The organism is Neotamlana nanhaiensis, from assembly GCF_000943555.1.
Classification (GTDB): domain Bacteria; phylum Bacteroidota; class Bacteroidia; order Flavobacteriales; family Flavobacteriaceae; genus Neotamlana; species Neotamlana nanhaiensis.
The window spans coordinates 1-16758 of record NZ_JTDV01000020.1 but is presented as its reverse complement, the minus strand read 5'-3'; the positions used below and the strand labels follow the sequence as shown (position 1 = coordinate 16758).

17 protein-coding genes are annotated in these 16758 nt (G+C 32.8%); 5 read left to right on the top strand and 12 right to left on the bottom strand.

Annotation, left to right across the window (positions count from 1 at the left end):
- Positions 1 to 181: 181 nt before the first annotated feature.
- Entirely contained in the window at positions 182 to 970 is a 789-nt protein-coding gene (gene nadE / locus PK35_RS16750) for an NAD(+) synthase (RefSeq protein WP_044627738.1), read from the bottom strand.
- Positions 971 to 1047: 77 nt separating this feature from the next.
- Here nadE and gldB point away from each other — a divergent pair, with 77 nt between their 5' ends.
- Complete coding sequence (gldB, locus tag PK35_RS16745; protein ID WP_117624689.1) at positions 1048 to 2025, top strand: gliding motility lipoprotein GldB; 978 nt, start codon at positions 1048 to 1050, stop codon at positions 2023 to 2025.
- On the top strand, positions 2025 to 2360 hold the full coding sequence (gene gldC, locus PK35_RS16740; protein ID WP_044627736.1) for a gliding motility protein GldC: 336 nt from the start codon (positions 2025 to 2027) through the stop codon (positions 2358 to 2360). Before gldB ends, gldC begins: the two co-directional genes overlap by 1 nt.
- Positions 2361 to 2362: 2 nt before the next feature.
- Here gldC and PK35_RS16735 read toward each other — a convergent pair whose 3' ends face one another.
- From PK35_RS16735 to rsfS, 6 genes are all read right to left on the bottom strand, one after another.
- Positions 2363 to 2629 (bottom strand): acyl-CoA-binding protein, encoded by a 267-nt coding sequence (locus tag PK35_RS16735; RefSeq protein ID WP_044627735.1) that lies wholly within the window; start codon positions 2627 to 2629, stop codon positions 2363 to 2365.
- The gene (locus PK35_RS16730; protein ID WP_044627734.1) at positions 2622 to 3278 is read right to left on the bottom strand and encodes a phosphatidylserine decarboxylase family protein; all 657 of its coding nucleotides are present in this window, start codon (positions 3276 to 3278) and stop codon (positions 2622 to 2624) included. The genes PK35_RS16735 and PK35_RS16730 overlap by 8 nt, the downstream gene beginning before the upstream one ends.
- Positions 3268 to 4089 carry a phosphatidate cytidylyltransferase gene (locus tag PK35_RS16725; protein WP_044627733.1) on the bottom strand — a complete coding sequence of 274 codons (822 nt, stop codon included), beginning with the start codon at positions 4087 to 4089 and terminating at the stop codon, positions 3268 to 3270. The genes PK35_RS16730 and PK35_RS16725 overlap by 11 nt, the downstream gene beginning before the upstream one ends.
- 2 nt (positions 4090 to 4091) lie before the next feature.
- Entirely contained in the window at positions 4092 to 4703 is a 612-nt protein-coding gene (locus PK35_RS16720) for an LUD domain-containing protein (RefSeq protein ID WP_044627732.1), read from the bottom strand.
- A 112-nt stretch (positions 4704 to 4815) separates the two neighbouring features.
- Complete coding sequence (gene ftsH / locus PK35_RS16715; RefSeq protein WP_044627731.1) at positions 4816 to 6786, bottom strand: ATP-dependent zinc metalloprotease FtsH; 1971 nt, start codon at positions 6784 to 6786, stop codon at positions 4816 to 4818.
- 9 nt (positions 6787 to 6795) lie between these two features.
- Positions 6796 to 7167, bottom strand: coding sequence for a ribosome silencing factor (rsfS, locus tag PK35_RS16710; protein ID WP_044627730.1), 372 nt, complete (start codon positions 7165 to 7167; stop codon positions 6796 to 6798).
- A 93-nt stretch (positions 7168 to 7260) separates the two neighbouring features.
- Between rsfS and PK35_RS16705 the strand changes: the two genes are divergently transcribed.
- Positions 7261 to 7989 carry a biotin--[acetyl-CoA-carboxylase] ligase gene (locus PK35_RS16705; protein WP_044627729.1) on the top strand — a complete coding sequence of 243 codons (729 nt, stop codon included), beginning with the start codon at positions 7261 to 7263 and terminating at the stop codon, positions 7987 to 7989.
- On the opposite strand, the gene PK35_RS16700 is transcribed toward PK35_RS16705, so the two are convergent.
- The gene (locus tag PK35_RS16700) at positions 7986 to 8381 is read right to left on the bottom strand and encodes an SRPBCC family protein (RefSeq protein WP_044627728.1); all 396 of its coding nucleotides are present in this window, start codon (positions 8379 to 8381) and stop codon (positions 7986 to 7988) included. The two genes, PK35_RS16705 and PK35_RS16700, sit on opposite strands and share 4 nt — an antisense overlap.
- Before the next feature lie 60 nt (positions 8382 to 8441).
- Positions 8442 to 9086 (bottom strand): orotate phosphoribosyltransferase, encoded by a 645-nt coding sequence (gene pyrE, locus PK35_RS16695; RefSeq protein ID WP_044627727.1) that lies wholly within the window; start codon positions 9084 to 9086, stop codon positions 8442 to 8444.
- A 128-nt stretch (positions 9087 to 9214) separates the two neighbouring features.
- Here pyrE and PK35_RS16690 point away from each other — a divergent pair, with 128 nt between their 5' ends.
- Entirely contained in the window at positions 9215 to 9799 is a 585-nt protein-coding gene (locus tag PK35_RS16690; protein WP_044627726.1) for an NUDIX hydrolase, read from the top strand.
- Here PK35_RS16690 and PK35_RS16685 read toward each other — a convergent pair.
- The 3 genes from PK35_RS16685 to PK35_RS16675 all read right to left on the bottom strand — a co-directional run bounded on the left by PK35_RS16685 (position 9796) and on the right by PK35_RS16675 (position 14176).
- Complete coding sequence (locus PK35_RS16685; RefSeq protein WP_044627725.1) at positions 9796 to 10845, bottom strand: nucleoid-associated protein; 1050 nt, start codon at positions 10843 to 10845, stop codon at positions 9796 to 9798. The two genes, PK35_RS16690 and PK35_RS16685, sit on opposite strands and share 4 nt — an antisense overlap.
- A 271-nt stretch (positions 10846 to 11116) precedes the next feature.
- Positions 11117 to 13543 (bottom strand): PQQ-binding-like beta-propeller repeat protein, encoded by a 2427-nt coding sequence (locus PK35_RS16680; protein WP_044627724.1) that lies wholly within the window; start codon positions 13541 to 13543, stop codon positions 11117 to 11119.
- 33 nt (positions 13544 to 13576) lie between these two features.
- The gene (locus PK35_RS16675) at positions 13577 to 14176 is read right to left on the bottom strand and encodes a ribonuclease HII (RefSeq protein WP_044627723.1); all 600 of its coding nucleotides are present in this window, start codon (positions 14174 to 14176) and stop codon (positions 13577 to 13579) included.
- 139 nt (positions 14177 to 14315) lie between these two features.
- Between PK35_RS16675 and PK35_RS16670 the strand changes: the two genes are divergently transcribed.
- Positions 14316 to 16304 carry a putative porin gene (locus PK35_RS16670; protein ID WP_044627722.1) on the top strand — a complete coding sequence of 663 codons (1989 nt, stop codon included), beginning with the start codon at positions 14316 to 14318 and terminating at the stop codon, positions 16302 to 16304.
- Positions 16305 to 16758: the final 454 nt, after the last annotated feature.

Here is a 16758-nt window from a genome sequence, read left to right as displayed (position 1 = left end):
TATAAAAGCCTAAACTCCTAAGTTTATATTGTTTTTATTATCCAAGGTATTTTACTTGCCAAAATCAAGTACATTATTTGGGAGAAATAAATAAAACAAAGTTTTAGAAACCGCTCCTAAGTAATGGTAGTTAATTAAAATTTGACCGTTGAGGTTTAATTTCTAGTTAGTGTAAGTGCCACTATTTTAATTCGCTAGGTATGTCACAAACAGGAATTGGTATCATTTTATGCTTATTAGCAGTATTAAAACGCTTGTAAATATTAAATACTTCTTGTTGTCTTCCTGTAAAATCGTCAGCAGTTTTACCTTCTTCGCTCATTTTCATAGCCCATTCTAGCTCTGGATAAGAAGCTCCAATTTGGTCTTCGTCAGTTCTATCATCTCCCCAAAGGCCATCGGTAGGTTGCGCGTCTATAATTTCTTGGTTAACACCTAGGTATTTTGCAATCTCGTAAACTTCAGTTTTAAGTAAATCGGCAATCGGACTTAAATCAACACCGCCATCACCATATTTAGTGTAAAAACCAACACCAAAATCTTCAACTTTATTTCCAGTACCAGCAACCAATAGCTTTTCTAAAGCTGCAAAATAATAAAGCGATGTCATGCGCAAACGAGCTCTGGTATTAGCTAAAGACATAAATCTATCTTCTTCATTATCTACAGCAGGTAAACTAGCCACCAAACTATCAAAAACAGGAGTTAAATTTACTTGTGTCATGCGCACATCATCAAAATTTTCTTGTAACCAATTTATATGATTTAAAGCCCTACTAACCTGCGATGGCGCTTGGTGTATAGGCATTTCTAAACATAAAAGTTGTAATCCAGTTTTAGCACAAAGTGTAGAGGTTACTGCAGAGTCTATGCCTCCAGAAATTCCTATAACAAAGCCTTTCACTCCTGCTTTTGTTGCGTAATCTTTTAACCAGTTTACTATGTAATCTACAACTTTTTCTGTTTGCATATTAAGTGAATTTAATTATGATAATAGTACCTTTGTAAACAAAAATAAACTTTACAATTAATTTATAAAAATTTATGATGTTTAAGTTTAATGCTAAAATTAAAATTGTTGTAGTACTTTTTTTAATCTTTTTATCTGCTTGTAAACATGAAGATAAATTAGAAACAGAAATAGCTAAAATTAATATAGGTATTGAGGTGGAACGTTTTGACCAGTTTTTTGCCAATGTAAATGCCCAAAAATTGCCTAAATTAAAACAGGCTTATCCGTTTATGTTTTCCGGGAAACTCAAAGATTCGTTTTGGTTAGCTAAAAAAAACGATACGTTGCAACAGGAACTTTTTACTGAAGTAAATAAAACATTTGGGAGTTTTTCTGAAACTAAAACCGATATAGAATCACTTTTCAATCATTTAAAATACTATTTCCCCGAATTTTACCCGCCACGCGTTATTACCACAACCAACGATGTAGATTACAGAAACAAAGTTATTGTTACCGATACCATTGCCGTTTTATCGTTAGATACTTATTTAGGCAGTGAACATGAGTTTTATGGCGGTATTCAAAAATTTATAAGAGCTAACTTTAATAAGGAGCAATTGGTTGTAGATATGGCCGAAAAATATGCACAAAAATACATTTACCACCCGCAACATCGTACTTTTTTAGATGAAATGATTTACTTTGGAAAAATACTTTATTTTAAAGATAAGGTGATTCCTTTTAAATCTGAAGCGCAACGTATTGGCTATACCCAAGAGCAATTAAATTGGGCTATTGCTAACGAAAGCTACATTTGGAGGTACTTTGTAGAAAAGGAATTATTGTTTAGTACCGACTCTAAACTACCAGGACGTTTTATTGTTGATGCACCTTTTAGTAAATTTTATTTAGAAGAAATTGATAGCAATTCACCAGGTAGAATAGGGCAGTACATTGGGTGGCAAATTGTACGTGCTTATATGGAACAAAATGACGTTACTTTTAGAGAAATGTTGATTAAAACTACCGAAGAAATTTATAATAACACAAAATTTAAACCCAGAAGATAATGGCAAATATAACCTCGAAAATAGAACTTAGTGTCGAGCTAGATGAAAATCGTGTACCAGAAAAATTAAATTGGACCGCACAAGATGGTGGCATAACAAACGAAGAAGCTAAAGCGATGATGCTTGCAGTGTGGGATCATAAGGCACAAGAAACCTTGCGTATAGATTTATGGACTAAAGATATGCCGGTAGATGAAATGAAAGTGTTTTTTCATCAAACCTTAGTCGCTATGAGTAATACTTTTAATAGAGCCACTCAGGATGAAAAAATGACGGCTACAATGAAAGATTTTTGCGATTATTTTGCAGAGAAACTCGACCTTAAAAAGCAGTAATACTACTTACGATACAAAAAGTAGTTATTTACCAAATCGATATAAATTTGTTTTGCCTTATCTTGAGTTATATTTTTAACTTGAAATAAGGCATTTGTTTTAAATGCATTAATTATGGCTTTTTTACTTTTTGGTCGGCCATAATCGTTGGTAGCCTTTTTGTAGTAAGCGTATAGCTTTAGTAGCGTATCGGCAGGAAACGGCTCTTTATGCTCGTTAACGCGCTTAACAGCTTCTTTAAATGCTATGTCAAGATCTTTTTTATTCATTAAGTTGGGCAATAATGCTTTCTCCACCACGAACTTTTTGGTTAAGGGCTACTTTAATGTTGGTATTTAAAGGTAAAAACAAATCTACTCTCGACCCAAATTTAATAAAACCCGATTCGCCACCTTGTACTGCTGCATCATCAACTTTGGCATAATTTACAATACGCTTCGCTAAGGCGCCAGCAATTTGCCTATGTAATACTTTGCCATAGGTATTGTTTTCAACAACCACAGTGGTGCGTTCGTTTTCTTCACTCGCCTTTGGGTGCCATGCAACTAAATATTTTCCAGGATGGTATTTACTAAACACAACCTTTCCACTAATAGGGTAACGCGTTACATGCACATTTATTGGAGACATAAACACACTTACTTGTAGGCGTTTTTCGTTAAAATATTCTTTTTCAAAAACTTCTTCAATTACCACTACTTTACCATCTACAGGCGATACTACTTGTTTGTCGTTTAAAACGGTGTTGCGCTTGGGATTTCTAAAAAATTGTAAAATCAATATTAAAAAGATAACTAACGCAATTAAAATTAAAGTACGTAGCCAGTAAATAGAAACAAAACTATCTACTAATAAACAGCCAGCAACAACGGCTACAAGGGTTATAAAAATTATTTTATGGCCTTCTTTATGAAACATAATTCAATATTCTTAAAAATAAATATATAAACGGGGCAGCAAAAATAATGCTGTCTAAACGATCTAACAAGCCACCATGACCTGGCATAATTTGGCCACTGTCTTTCACGTGGGCTTGTCTTTTAAATTTCGACTCAATTAAATCGCCAAAAGTGCCAAATACACTAATTATAATGCTTAAAATTAGCCAGTTGGTAAAATTTAATGTAAGTGTAAATGTAGCAATAAAATAGCTAATTACGCACGAAAAAAATAAGCCACCTAAAAAGCCTTCAACGGTTTTTTTAGGAGAAATTTTTTCGAATAGCTTTTGGCGTCCAAAGTTTTTACCAACTAAATAGGCAAAAGTATCGTTGCTCCAAACTAAAATAAAACAACCTAATAGAATACTAGAATTAAATGCTTTAAAATGATTTGCAATAAGCACTAAAAATACAAAAGCACTCGATAAATAAAAGGTTGTAAGTAAATAGCGTTTTGTAAAAAATAATGGTATTCGTTTTGCCGAAAACAAATCTTGAATAAGAAATAAATTAACGAAAATTGAAAATACCGTAATAATTTTTATCGCTTCATTTAAGCCTAAACCAGTATTTAAAATGTTTTGCCAATACCCAAATACACCGTAAAGTACTACAAATATAATATAAGGAATGAAACTTTTTAGCTGTATTAGTTTTTTAAACTCGGTTAAACATACTAAACCAAAAATAAAAAGTAACCCAATAAGTAAATGCTTAAATTGTAAACAGAAAATTAATAAGGCAACATATAGTAAACCAGAAAGTGAGCGCGTAAGTGTTTCTTTCATTACTATAAATCTTCTAACAGGAGAAGGTATAAATTTTTGGAACTACTACCGTAACTTAAAAAGTTTTTGTCCTCCTCTTCAGATTTAAAGTTTTTAATAGTAGTAATATTTGTTGGTATACTTTGTTTATTGTTGTTTTTAATACCGCGAAGACCTTCGCCTATGTTTTCAACAAACTGACTTGTGGTTGCAAAAACAATAAAGTTAAATGGTAATTCGTGAAGTTTTTTTTCGAAAATTTGTTTCGACGATATTAGTAAAGAGCCATCGTTGGCAATTAAATTTTCGCAGGTGGTTAAAAAATAGGTTGCTTCCGAAATTTTTAAAGTTGGTTTTAAACTGGTGTTTTTAAACTTTTTGCTTAAGTTTTTATCTAAAACTAAGGCTTTATCACCTTCCCAGTTGTTTTCAAGTATAATGTTTTCAAAATTATCGAATATCTCTGTTAAGTTCTCGCAATACAGGAACTTACCACCATTAGCTTTAAAGTTTATGGTAAACTTTTCATCTATTGGTAGCTTAATTTCAGGCATAAATTTGCCTCGATCATCCGATTTTATTTCTTCATCGGATGATTTCGGTTTTGAACCAAAAAATTTTCTAAAAAAACTCATTTAGTGGATTTGCTATTAATCTCAATTCCTTGGATGTTGCCCAAATATAAAAAATCTTAAATTAACCGTGTGATTAATTTAAGATTTTTACCAAAACGTTAGGAATAAATTACTATTCTTGTTTTTTGTCTATATCTTCGGCTGGTTTACTTGCTTCAGGTTCTTCTTTTTCAAAAGCGCGTTTTCCAAATATTTTTTCTAAATTATCTTTAAAAATAACTTCTTTTTCAAGTAAAACTTCGGCGAGTTCGGTTAATTTATCTTTATGTTCTTCAAGTAAATCAACAGCACGTTTGTATTGTTTTTCAATAATATCCGAAATCTCTTTATCAATAATTTCGGCCGTTTGCTCGCTATAAGGTTTTGAGAAACCGTATTCGCTTTGTCCAGACGAATCGTAATAAGTTAAATTACCAACTTTATCACTTAAACCATAAACGGTAACCATAGCTCTGGCTTGTTTGGTTACTTTTTCTAAATCACTTAATGCACCCGTAGAAATTTTATCGAAAATAACTTTTTCTGCAGCACGACCACCAAGAGCAGCACACATTTCGTCTAGCATTTGTTCTGGGCGAACAATTAAGCGCTCTTCTGGTAAATACCAAGCCGCACCTAACGAGCGACCACGTGGTACAATAGTTACTTTTACTAGTGGCGCAGCATGTTCAAGCATCCAACTAACAACCGCATGACCAGCTTCATGAAATGCAACCGCACGTTTTTCGCTTGGAGTAATTATTTTGTTCTTCTTTTCTAAACCACCAATAATTCTATCTACGGCATCAAGAAAATCTTGTTTGTCAACAGCTTTTTTGCCATTTCTTGCAGCAATTAATGCCGCTTCGTTACATACGTTGGCAATATCGGCACCAGAGAATCCTGGAGTTTGCTTCGATAGGAAATCTAAATCTAAGCCTTCGGCCTTTTTAAGTGGACGTAAATGCACTTCAAAAATTTCTTTACGCTCACGAACGTCTGGTAAATCAACATAAATTTGACGGTCGAAACGTCCAGCACGCATTAAAGCTTTATCTAAAATATCGGCGCGGTTTGTTGCTGCCAAAACAATAACGTTTGTATTGGTACCAAAACCATCCATTTCGGTTAGTAATTGGTTAAGTGTATTTTCGCGCTCGTCATTACTTCCAGACATGGCATTTTTTCCTCTAGCACGACCAATGGCGTCAATTTCATCAATAAAAATGATAGAAGGTGATTTTTCTTTGGCTTGCTTAAACAAATCGCGTACACGAGAAGCACCCACACCAACAAACATTTCTACAAAATCTGATCCAGACAAAGAGAAAAACGGTACTTTGGCTTCGCCAGCAACGGCTTTTGCTAATAAGGTTTTACCTGTTCCTGGAGGGCCAACTAATAAAGCACCTTTTGGAATTTTACCGCCTAAAGTAGTGTATTTTTCAGGGTATTTTAAAAAGTCTACAATTTCTTGCACCTCTTCTTTTGCGCCTTCTAAACCAGCAACATCTTTAAAGGTTGTTTTAACTTTGGTGTTCTGGTCGAAAAGTTTAGCTTTCGATTTTCCGATGTTAAAAATTTGCCCTCCAGCACCACCAGCAGCACCGCCAGACATTCTTCGCATAATAAAAAACCAAACGCCTATTAAAAGTACAAATGGTAAAATGCCAATTAAAAAATCTTGCCAATCGCTTTCTTCTGGATCAAATTTTACAATTGGTTTTGTTGTTAAGTTAGCCTTGGTTTCATCTAATTTTTTTTCAAAATTTTCTAGAGAACCATAATTAAATTTATAATTAGGTAAGGCTGTGGCCGATGGCAAAAAGCTTTGCGGAATAGCATTTTTATGAGCATCTTTTGCTTCTGCTTCTTTAGTTAAATAAACTTCAGCTCTTTCTCTATTTGTAACAACTACTACTTTAGCTACATCTCCGTCTTCTAAATATTTAAAAAAATCAGTAGGTGTAATTACACTTCCATTGTTGTAACTTCCACTGTTAAATATTTGGAATCCAATAAAAATAGCGATTAATATACCATAAATCCAGTACGGACTAAATTTAGGTTTCTTGTCTTTAGTGTTATTATTTTCGTTTGTCATTGTAGTGTTTTAGTAACTGGTTTCTATAACTGTTGTTTTTGCGTCGCCCCAAAGGCTTTCAATGTCATAAAACTCGCGAACGTGTTTTTGGAACACATGCACCACAACATTTACATAATCAATTAAAACCCATTCGGCATTATCGACACCTTCGGTATGCCACGGGTTGTCCTTTAATTCTTTACTTACTTTTTTTTGTACCGAGTTAACAATAGCGTTTACTTGTGTGTTTGAAGTACCTTCACAAATTATAAAGTAGTCGCAAACGGTATTTTCAATATCTCTTAAATCTAGAAGATTAATTTCTTTACCTTTAACATCTTCAATGCCACTTATTATTACAGATATGAGCTGGTCTGCGCTTATTTTTTCTTTCGCCATTAATTTTATTTAATTTATGCAAAGTTATTATTTTTTTAGTTCTTTACAGTTTAAAAATTCTTAAGATTTTTCACTTAAAATAATAATCTTTATATGTCTATTATCAAACTTAATGCCATCGACTCTACAAATTCGTTTTTAAGAGAGCTGATTGCTAGTGAGCAGATAGCAGATTATACTGTGGTTGTAACCCAAAACCAAACCCAAGGCCGCGGACAAATGGGGACGGTTTGGAACTCTCAAGCGAGTAAAAACCTTATATTTAGTATGTTTAAGGACTTGAGTGTGCACCATGTGGCCTTTCCGTTTTATATAAGTATGGCGGTCTCGATGGCTATTTTGCAAGCTTTAAAGACTTTAAATGTGCCTAATTTAGCTATAAAATGGCCAAACGACATTTTGTCAGCTAACCATAAGATTTGTGGTGTTTTAATTGAAAATGTCATAAAAAACAAACTCAACTCAACAATTATTGGTGTGGGGTTAAATGTAAATCAGGTGGATTTTGATGGATTGCCTAAAGCCAGTTCGTTAAAAAATATTACAGGGATTCATTATGATTTAGACGACATTTTAAATGAAATAATTAAGCAAATTAAGTATTACTCTGAAATGCTTCAGGCTGAAAAATACCAAGAAGTAAAAACGGCCTATGAAGCCAATTTGTTTAGAAAAAATAAACCTTCAACATTTAAAAATGCTGAAGGCGTTATGTTTCCTGGTTTTATAAAAGGCGTCACTAAATACGGTAAATTAATGGTATTGCTTGAAGACGAAAATATTAAGAAATTCGACTTAAAGGAAGTTTCCCTTATGTATTAAACCGCTTTTGGCATATTGGTGGCTAAAGTTTCTAAAAACTTAGTAATTGGGCTTTTAATCATCATGGCCATCATAGGGTTAAAATCGCCACTAAATTGTAATTGTACTTCGCTAGAGTTAGCATCAACTTCGGTAATATTTCCAATTAAAGAGAAATCTATTTTACCTCCAGCGGCACCTAAAATTATTTTGTTAGGTGGTATAACTTCTTTCTTTTTTAATACAATTTCTGGCATGCCTTTAAGAGCGAAAAGAAACTTGTCGTCGTCTAAAACTTCAAATTTACTAATGTTTTCGGGCATTAAAGATTCAAAATTTTTAATATCTGATAAAAAATTAAAAACAGCTTCAGGCGATTTTGAAACACTAACCTTTGGGGATTCTAAATTCATTTTATGTTTATTTTTTATGTTTTAAAGTCGAGTAAAAATAACTTAACTACATGTTTATAATCAAATAGCGTTCCATTCGCTAGGGTTGGCATTCCACGCCGATAAAGTTTGTAGTTCTTTTTCGGTAATATAATTGGTTTCTAAGGCTTTTTCTAGTAAAGTGTCGTAGTTACCTAAGGTACGTAAAAATACGTTTTCGTTTTCAAAATTCTCGGTAGCAACTTTAAATCCGTAGGTAAAAATAGCAACCATACCTTTTACTTTAACGCCGGCATCACGTAAGGCTTTTACGGCGTTAAGGCTACTTTTTCCTGTGCTAATTAAATCTTCAACCACAACTACATTTTGGCCACTTTCAATAAAACCTTCAATTTGGTTTTTGCGTCCGTGTCCTTTAGCATCGGGGCGCACATAAATAAATGGCAAACCTAAATATTCGGCTACAAGCATGCCAATGCCTATGGCTCCTGTTGCTACACCCGCAATTGCGTCGGGTTTTCCGTACTGCTCTTCAATATGTTTAGCCATAGTTTCACGAACATAATTTCGAATAGTTGGAAACGATAAAATAATACGGTTGTCGCAATAAATAGGTGATTTCCATCCTGATGCCCAGGTAAATGGCTCTTGAGGGCTAAGTTTTATTGCTTTTACTTGCAGTAAAACTTCAGCAGTTTTTTTGGCGGTATTTTTGTTAAAAATCATGTGGGTAAAATTACACATAAATTTAATTTTATCTAATAGTTAATTGTCGATAAAAAATATAGTTTTCAACAAACTTGTAATTAAAAAATGATATTTTTACCCTAATTATAACTTAACACATAGCCCATATGTATAAAGCTTTTGTTGGCGATAAACCTATTATTATAACTACTAATAAAGAAAAAGTAGCTGGTTTTGAGAATTATAAATTAAGAACCGTTAATATAAAAAAGGTTATTAAAAAGCTTCAATCTAACCCCGATTTAAAAGGTGTGCATTTAGTTTATAAAAAGGAAGAGAAGCTTTTAAAGAAATTTTTAAAGAAGTTACCCAACGTAGTTGCTGGTGGTGGAAAGGTTTATAACGAAAATAGAGAGGTGCTTTTTATTTACAGAAATGATAAATGGGATTTACCTAAAGGAAAAAAAGAGCGTAAAGAATCGATTGAAGCTAGTGCTATTCGCGAAGTAGAAGAAGAAACAGGAGTTAAGGATTTAGAAATTGTAAAACCATTAGAAACCACTTACCATATTTTTAAGCGCAATGGCCAATTCCGTATAAAAGTAACCTATTGGTTTGAGATGAAAACCAATTATACAGGTAAATTACAAGCTCAAGAAAACGAAGGCATTACAAAAGTAAAATGGCTTAGCCCAAAGCAAATTGAAAAGGCTTTAAAAAATTCGTATGCTAATATTAAGTTATTAGTTTAATTTTCGGCATTAAAAAACACTTTGTAATAGTGCATTTTTTTCTCATCGTCGTAACCGCGTTCTAGGTATTCGGTAGATGCGTCTGGCGCATCAATATCTAGTTTTATTTGTATGTTGGTGTCTAGGTTTATATCGGTTTTAATTTTGCGTTTCTCTTTATTTACAACAGCTTCGGCAACATCAAAACGGTTTCGCATTACAATATTCTGTTCGTCTTCGAAGGTTTTTTTGTAGCTGTCGAATTCGCGTTTATATTTGTCTTCTTCAAACAATTCCTCTTTAAATTCTTCAATATTTACGGTTTCGTGCTCTTTAAAAAAGTCGATGGTTTTTGCTAAAAAGGTATTTTGTTCTTGCTTGCCATAACTGGTGTTTATTATGTCGTCGGCAAAATCTTTACATAACTCAATATATTGTTGGGTGTGGTTGTTGGCATCATCGGCATATTTTATATTTAAAAAATGATTAATCCAGTATTGCGCATCGTAATTATTATTGTCGATACTAAAAACAATTGGACCTTCTTCATCCTTCTGATTTAAAATTAAACACCCTTTATCAACCTTTTTAGAGCTAATTCCTTTTTGTACCAAAACGTCGTAGCTATTGTTTTCTAAATAGGTTTGAAAAAAGTTAATTTTGCTTTCAATTTTAAAAATACCAATGGCATTGGTGGTTATGTCTCTAAACTCAATGCCTTCAAACTCAACCACCATAACATCGCCAGTTTTTATGTTTGCGGAGTTTGATTGCTCGTATAAATGCGTAACCATGTGTTTAGAGGTTTCAATAAAAGCATCATCCTCATCAAAAATTTTATTGCTGTAGCTGTTAATTTCGTTTAGAGCAATACTGGCATGGTGGCTAAAGCGGTAACTTTGCACAACGCTACCAAACGGACGTAGTAAAAACGGCAACATTAGGTTGTAACTGGCTTCATCAAAATCGACTAATTTTTCTGAAAAAGCATTTTTTGTGTCGTTAAATTTGTTGCCCACTTTGTGGATTATAAATTTTGAAATGGATGCGTTTTTACGTGAAATCATAGCGGCGTGTTTTAAGATTGCAATACTATTAAATATTGTTTACATTTTAGGTAAAAAAGAACGCCAAAGCATAAATACTTTGGCGCTCAAAAAAAGATTCGAGGACTTGCGATTTTAATCGGTTGGTATAATGTTTTTATCGAAAATAAAAGTAATTGAGAGAATGTAAGAGCTTTTCATTTATAGGTAAACTAATTAAATAGCTATTTGTCGATTTTGTTTGATAAATATAGAAATTAGTTTCTACATACAAAAGCTTATAAATAAAATATTAATTTATTTGATAAATTATTATTGAGTTGCTTTCGCCTTTAGTTACAAATTCTAAGTTTTTATCATTATCAATATTATCTAAGGCGATACTTGAGTTTCCGTAAACTGGAAAGTTCGCTAATAATTTCGATTGGCTATCAAATAAATACACTTTGTGCGCTTGTAAATCGGTTACCGAAATATAAATTTTATCGTTTAAGTAAAAGAATTTGCAGCTGGTATATTCGCCAAAATCTAACTCAGTAGTTTTATTTTTTATAGTAAGTAAGTTTTCGCTAAGGGTTACCAAAGTTTTACTGCTGGCATCAATAAAATGGTTTGCGCCTAAATTTAAAGGTGTTTCGGCTACATTACCTTTGGTGTCTACTGTGTACAAATTTCCTGAGGCTGTTGTTGTGGTAAAATTATCGCGATACAAAAATACAGGTGTATTGGCGTAATTTTCTTGTACTTTAGGGCTTACTCTTGTTTTACCACGACGATCTAGTATATACAGTTTGTTTTTGGTTTTAAAAGTAATGTAATCTTTTCGGCCTAACCTAAAATGTTTGGGTTGCGAAATAATAGGATTGTTAGCATTTGTAAAATTAAAGCCTTTTACAATTTTTGCTTGTACATTATATAGCAATACATGTTTGCCTTGTGTAACTAAAAGACGGTAATTTTTGTTTTTATTGTAATCGAAAACCGAAAGTGGTTGTGTAATATCGTCGTTAAATTTAGCTGGGAATGGGCCAACATCGTTTCCGTTTCTATCTACAACATAAACGCGTTTTGGTGTTGTAAAGGCCAGTTGAAGTCTACCGTTTTTATAAATGTCAATTTGTTCTATATTTCCTAAAATAGGACCTTGTAAGGCTTTTTTCCAAAGAATTTTTCCTTGGTTAGAAATTAAATATAGGTTATTGTTTATGTCTTGAACCACAATTTCTTTTTCTTCAGTAATATGATTTTTTACCAATTGAGGTTCGTTTAAGATATCTTTATCTAGTTTTATATTAAACGATTCTGAAATCGAATTTTGATGCACAATACTTTTACTCTTTTTAATAATAGCATGTACATGTGCAAAATTATTATCGTACACAAACTGTAGCGCTGTGGCGTCGTATTTATTTAAGTTTAAACTTGATGATTTGGACTCGTTTTTATTAATTATTTTTTGGAGCGTAGCAGAATTAATAACTTGAAGAAAAGATGATGCTTTGCTAAGTTTTTCGTTAACCGATTTAAAGTAATGCGTGTCGTTTATGGTTGTTTTATTTTGGTAGCTCGCAATTATATTTTGAAGCGTTTCAAGATTGTTGCTAAAAACAAAAAAGTTGTCTATTGTGCAGTAAAGCGAAATGTTTTCGGCAGAAACAAAGGGTGTTAAATTGTTTTTAAAAATTTTAGGTTCGGTAAAGTTAAAAATATCAATCCCTCGATAGGAATCTAATGTGTTTTGCTTATCGATTATGGCATCATTGGTTGCAATAACATCAATTGAGTTTAAAATGATAGCTCGGTTTTCGGCTTCGTAAATAACGCCTATTTCAACAATATCATTAAAAAGATTGCTGTTGTAAATAGAATCTTTGGTTTTGTATTTAGAAAGATTTTTATTGAAGGTTTTAAAGCTATCAAATGTAATACTTATAAAACCATCGCAATTTGATGGCGCAATATGTTTTGTTAAGTTTTCTTGCGGAATGGTATTTTTAAATACATTAATTAAACTGCTGGTAGAATCGGAAGCAGAGGAAATTCCATTTACCAAAATAGCATCTTGAGTAACATCAAAATCTGCTGCAATATAATGGCTGAAGTTTTTTAAAGATAACGCGTCGTTAATAAATAAGGTTTTATTATTAAAAGCTTTGGTATTAACTAAAACAGAAAATGCGTTATCCTTGTCTAGGGCATTATAAGCTTTTAAAAAGTTAAGGTTTGCAGGTTTGTTTAAAACTGCTTCGGTGGTTTTTTTCGACGACGATGCATAAAATGTACTATCAATTATAGTGCTAAAAAATGTAGCGTCGTTAATGGTTGATTTTATAATGGTTTTGTTGTTGTATTTTAAGCTTTCTTCGCTGTAATTTGGTAGTGAATCGGTAACAAAAAAGTCGGTGTTTAGTTTTGTAATAATGCTGTACTGTAGGCTGTCCGTAGCATCGTTAAATAAACAAATTAAAACTTCGTTTTTAGGGGTTAAATAGCCAATGGTTTTTAGTTTGTTTTCTAATTTTTTATAATCATAGCTTATTGCGAGTTCTTGCAAAAATTCGTTGTTTTTAATGCTGTTTTTTAAGCCTTCAATATTCGACGATTTTATAGTTACCGAAGCATTTTCAGGAACAAAGTCGATAAGTTGTGTACGCTCGGAATTGTTATAATTACAGCTTACAAAAAATAAAGCAGCTAGGGCTACAAAAAGAAATCTCATATTAAATGAATGAATTTTTACAAATATAAAAACTTATAAATCTAACTTTAATTGTTCGGGTAATAATCTAAACGATTTTCGGTGATATTTTGTAATACCGTATTTTTTTATGGCTTCACGGTGTTCTTTAGTAGGATATCCTTTATTTTTTTTCCAGTTGTACATGGGGAATTCTTCGTGAATTTTATTCATATACAAATCACGATGTGTTTTCGCTAATACCGATGCAGCCGCAATACTTAAATATTTACCGTCGCCTTTTATAATGGTGTCGTGCGGTACATTATTATATGGTTTAAATCTATTACCATCAACAATAATAAATTCGGGTTGCTCTTTTAATTGTTCAATAGCTTTGTGCATGGCTAAAATAGAAGCATTTAAAATGTTAATATCATCTATTTCGTCTTCATAAATGTGAGAAACGCCAAAATGCAAGGCTTCTTCCTCAATAATAGGTTTTAAAATATCGCGCTTTTTTTCGCTTAGTTGTTTAGAGTCGGTTAGTATTTTGTTTTTAAAATTTTCAGGTAAAATTACAGCAGCTGCGGTTACAGGACCAGCTAAACAACCACGGCCAGCTTCGTCGGTGCCACATTCTAAATTAAAATGAGTATGCTTTAGTTTTAACATGAGGCTAAAATATCGATAAATTTAAAATTGAAACCATTATGATTGAATTTAACACCCCTAAACAATACATTCCAATATTTAAAATATTTATCCACACTTTGCGTTCAAATAATTACTTTTGCCTCGGAAATTTACATCAATGAATAAATTAAGTGTTCTCTTATTGTTTTTAGGCACATTTTGTGTGTTGCAAGCTCAAAATAAATCTCTGGGTAATATTAGTAAGCAAAAAACAATAGCATCGGCTCCAGCAACAACTCAAGATTCAACGGCTATACGTAGGGAAACCTCTCAATCGGGAACCAATAAGCCTTCAGATAAAAATTTAAAAGCCAATATAAAAGACTACCTAATTATTTCTCAAAACAGAGATACAACCTATGTCGATACCACGTTAACCATTCAAAAAGAATATAAGTTCAATTATTTACGAAAAGACAATTTCGGGTTGCTTCGTTTTTCAAACCTCGGGCAAACCTATAACAGTTTAACTTATAATTTTGGAAATACCAGTTTAATGCCAGGTTTTGGTGCAAGAGCAAAACATTTTAATTATACAGAAATAAGCGATGTAAACTATTATCGCGTACCAACACCGTTAACCGAGTTGTTTTTTAAAACCGCATTCGAGCAAGGGCAATTAGCCGATTCCTTTTTTACAATCAATACATCGCCTCAATTAAATTTTTCGGTCGAGTATAAAGGACTACGGTCTTTAGGTAAATATCAAAATATTTTGGCTAGTACAGGTAATTTTACATTTACAACAAATTATCAAACAAAAAATAAAAAGTACAATATGCGTGGGCACATAACCATGCAAGATTTATTGAATCAAGAAAACGGCGGAATTATAGATGATAACATCGACGAATTCGAAAACGGCGATCCAGAATTTCTCGATCGTTCCATCTTCGAAGTCAATTTCCAAAATGCCGAAAGTATGTTAAAAGGAAAACGCTTTCACCTAGAACACGATTATAAACTTATAAATAAAGCCGATTCATTATCACTTAACAAACTTAGTTTTGGACATATCATCTCATTCGAAGATAAATTTTATCAATTTGATCAAACAGCTGCCGATACCGATTATTTTGGTGAAGCATTCGTGTCAAGGGTTCAAGAACGTGCTACGCTCGAAAACTTTTACAACCAATTGCAATTAAATTATAGTAATAATATAATTGGCGATGTACAATTCAACATCAGTCATAATAATTATAATTACGGTTATAATAAAATAATTGTATTAAATGGTAATAGCATAACCAACCGTTTAAAAGGAAATATTTATGCGGCGGGAGCAAAATATAACAAACAATATAAAGGATTCAATTTAAACGGAGAAGCAGGTATAAATTTTGCTGGTAATTTCGAGGGTAATTTTATAAAAGCGCAAGCCTCCTTTAATTTAAATAACGATATCGCGGCAAGTGCCTCGTTAAATCATAGTTCGAAAGCCCCAAACTATAACACATTGCTATATCATAGCGATTATATAAATTACAACTGGCAAAACAATTTTAGCAATACCCAAACGCAGCAACTAGCATTTAATGCAAAATATAAAAAGTGGGCTAACATAACGGTCGATTATTCCACAATAACCAATTACGTATACTTTAAGCAAAACGAAACCACCCAGCAGATCAATCCGTTTCAAAATAGTGCCACCATAACCTATTTGCGAGCCAAACTCGAAAATGAAATTAAGGTAGGCAAGTTTGCCTTAAATAATACCATCATGTACCAAAACGTGCAAGATCCAAATAACAGTTTAAATGTGCCCGAGTTTAATACCCGTAACACCTTGTACTACTCAAATCATTTATTCAAAAAAGCGCTATATCTACAAACTGGGCTAACAGTAAATTATTTTACCAAGTATTATATGAATGCTTACAATCCTTTATTGGCCGAGTTCTATGTACAAAATCAAACCCAATATGGCGATTTCCCATTAATCGATTTCTTTCTAAATGCCAAAATACGTCAGGCCCGTATATTCTTTAAAACCGAGCATTTCAACTCATCCTTTACTGGCTACAACTTTTATTCGGCACCAAATTATCCGTATCGCGATTTTATAATCCGTTTCGGTGTAGTGTGGAATTTCTTTATGTAGGTGTGTTTTTGGGCGTTCCCATTCCTTTAGGTCGTGGTCGGGCTTCCGGTAGTCGCTGCCTTCTAAGGTCGGCGAGCTCCAACAATACCTCAATCCCTAACGCGGGCATACAAACTAAGGCAAGTTATTAAGTAATAGCGTAGAGGTGTTTATTAAAAAGGAAGTTTAAGCAATACCATTTATATCCTAATCCCAATTCCAAACCAGTCTATATTCTATTCTATTCTATTCTATTCGCGCCGCGGTCTATTATCTCAACCTACGTAAACCTAAAGTCTAAAGCAGTCACCCAAGCCCGTTACTGTATTCAAAACAGTCTAGGTTCTATATTTTATCAGCGCAGCGGTCTAAAATCTTTACCATTATAAATTCAATCCTAGAAAAAATCATCATGTAACTATCGGGTAATAAGGGTGTTTAGTGTTTAGGTTAAAAAAACACAAAAAAAAGGTTA

Bases quoted from the DNA above. Each gene is read 5' to 3' on its own strand.
- PK35_RS16680 (WP_044627724.1), bottom strand. From the start codon at position 13,543: ATGAGATTTCTTTTTGTAGCCCTAGCTGCTTTATTTTTTGTAAGCTGT.
- PK35_RS16675 (WP_044627723.1), bottom strand. From the start codon at position 14,176: ATGTTAAAACTAAAGCATACTCATTTTAATTTAGAATGTGGCACCGAC.
- pyrE (WP_044627727.1), bottom strand. From the start codon at position 9,086: ATGATTTTTAACAAAAATACCGCCAAAAAAACTGCTGAAGTTTTACTG.
- nadE (WP_044627738.1), bottom strand. From the start codon at position 970: ATGCAAACAGAAAAAGTTGTAGATTACATAGTAAACTGGTTAAAAGAT.
- PK35_RS16735 (WP_044627735.1), bottom strand. From the start codon at position 2,629: ATGAATAAAAAAGATCTTGACATAGCATTTAAAGAAGCTGTTAAGCGC.
- ftsH (WP_044627731.1), bottom strand. From the start codon at position 6,786: ATGACAAACGAAAATAATAACACTAAAGACAAGAAACCTAAATTTAGT.
- rsfS (WP_044627730.1), bottom strand. From the start codon at position 7,167: ATGGCGAAAGAAAAAATAAGCGCAGACCAGCTCATATCTGTAATAATA.
- PK35_RS16725 (WP_044627733.1), bottom strand. From the start codon at position 4,089: ATGAAAGAAACACTTACGCGCTCACTTTCTGGTTTACTATATGTTGCC.
- PK35_RS16685 (WP_044627725.1), bottom strand. From the start codon at position 10,845: ATGATTTCACGTAAAAACGCATCCATTTCAAAATTTATAATCCACAAA.
- gldB (WP_117624689.1), top strand. From the start codon at position 1,048: ATGTTTAAGTTTAATGCTAAAATTAAAATTGTTGTAGTACTTTTTTTA.
- PK35_RS16690 (WP_044627726.1), top strand. From the start codon at position 9,215: ATGTATAAAGCTTTTGTTGGCGATAAACCTATTATTATAACTACTAAT.
- PK35_RS16700 (WP_044627728.1), bottom strand. From the start codon at position 8,381: ATGAATTTAGAATCCCCAAAGGTTAGTGTTTCAAAATCGCCTGAAGCT.
- PK35_RS16720 (WP_044627732.1), bottom strand. From the start codon at position 4,703: ATGAGTTTTTTTAGAAAATTTTTTGGTTCAAAACCGAAATCATCCGAT.
- PK35_RS16705 (WP_044627729.1), top strand. From the start codon at position 7,261: ATGTCTATTATCAAACTTAATGCCATCGACTCTACAAATTCGTTTTTA.
- gldC (WP_044627736.1), top strand. From the start codon at position 2,025: ATGGCAAATATAACCTCGAAAATAGAACTTAGTGTCGAGCTAGATGAA.
- PK35_RS16730 (WP_044627734.1), bottom strand. From the start codon at position 3,278: ATGTTTCATAAAGAAGGCCATAAAATAATTTTTATAACCCTTGTAGCC.
- PK35_RS16670 (WP_044627722.1), top strand. From the start codon at position 14,316: ATGAATAAATTAAGTGTTCTCTTATTGTTTTTAGGCACATTTTGTGTG.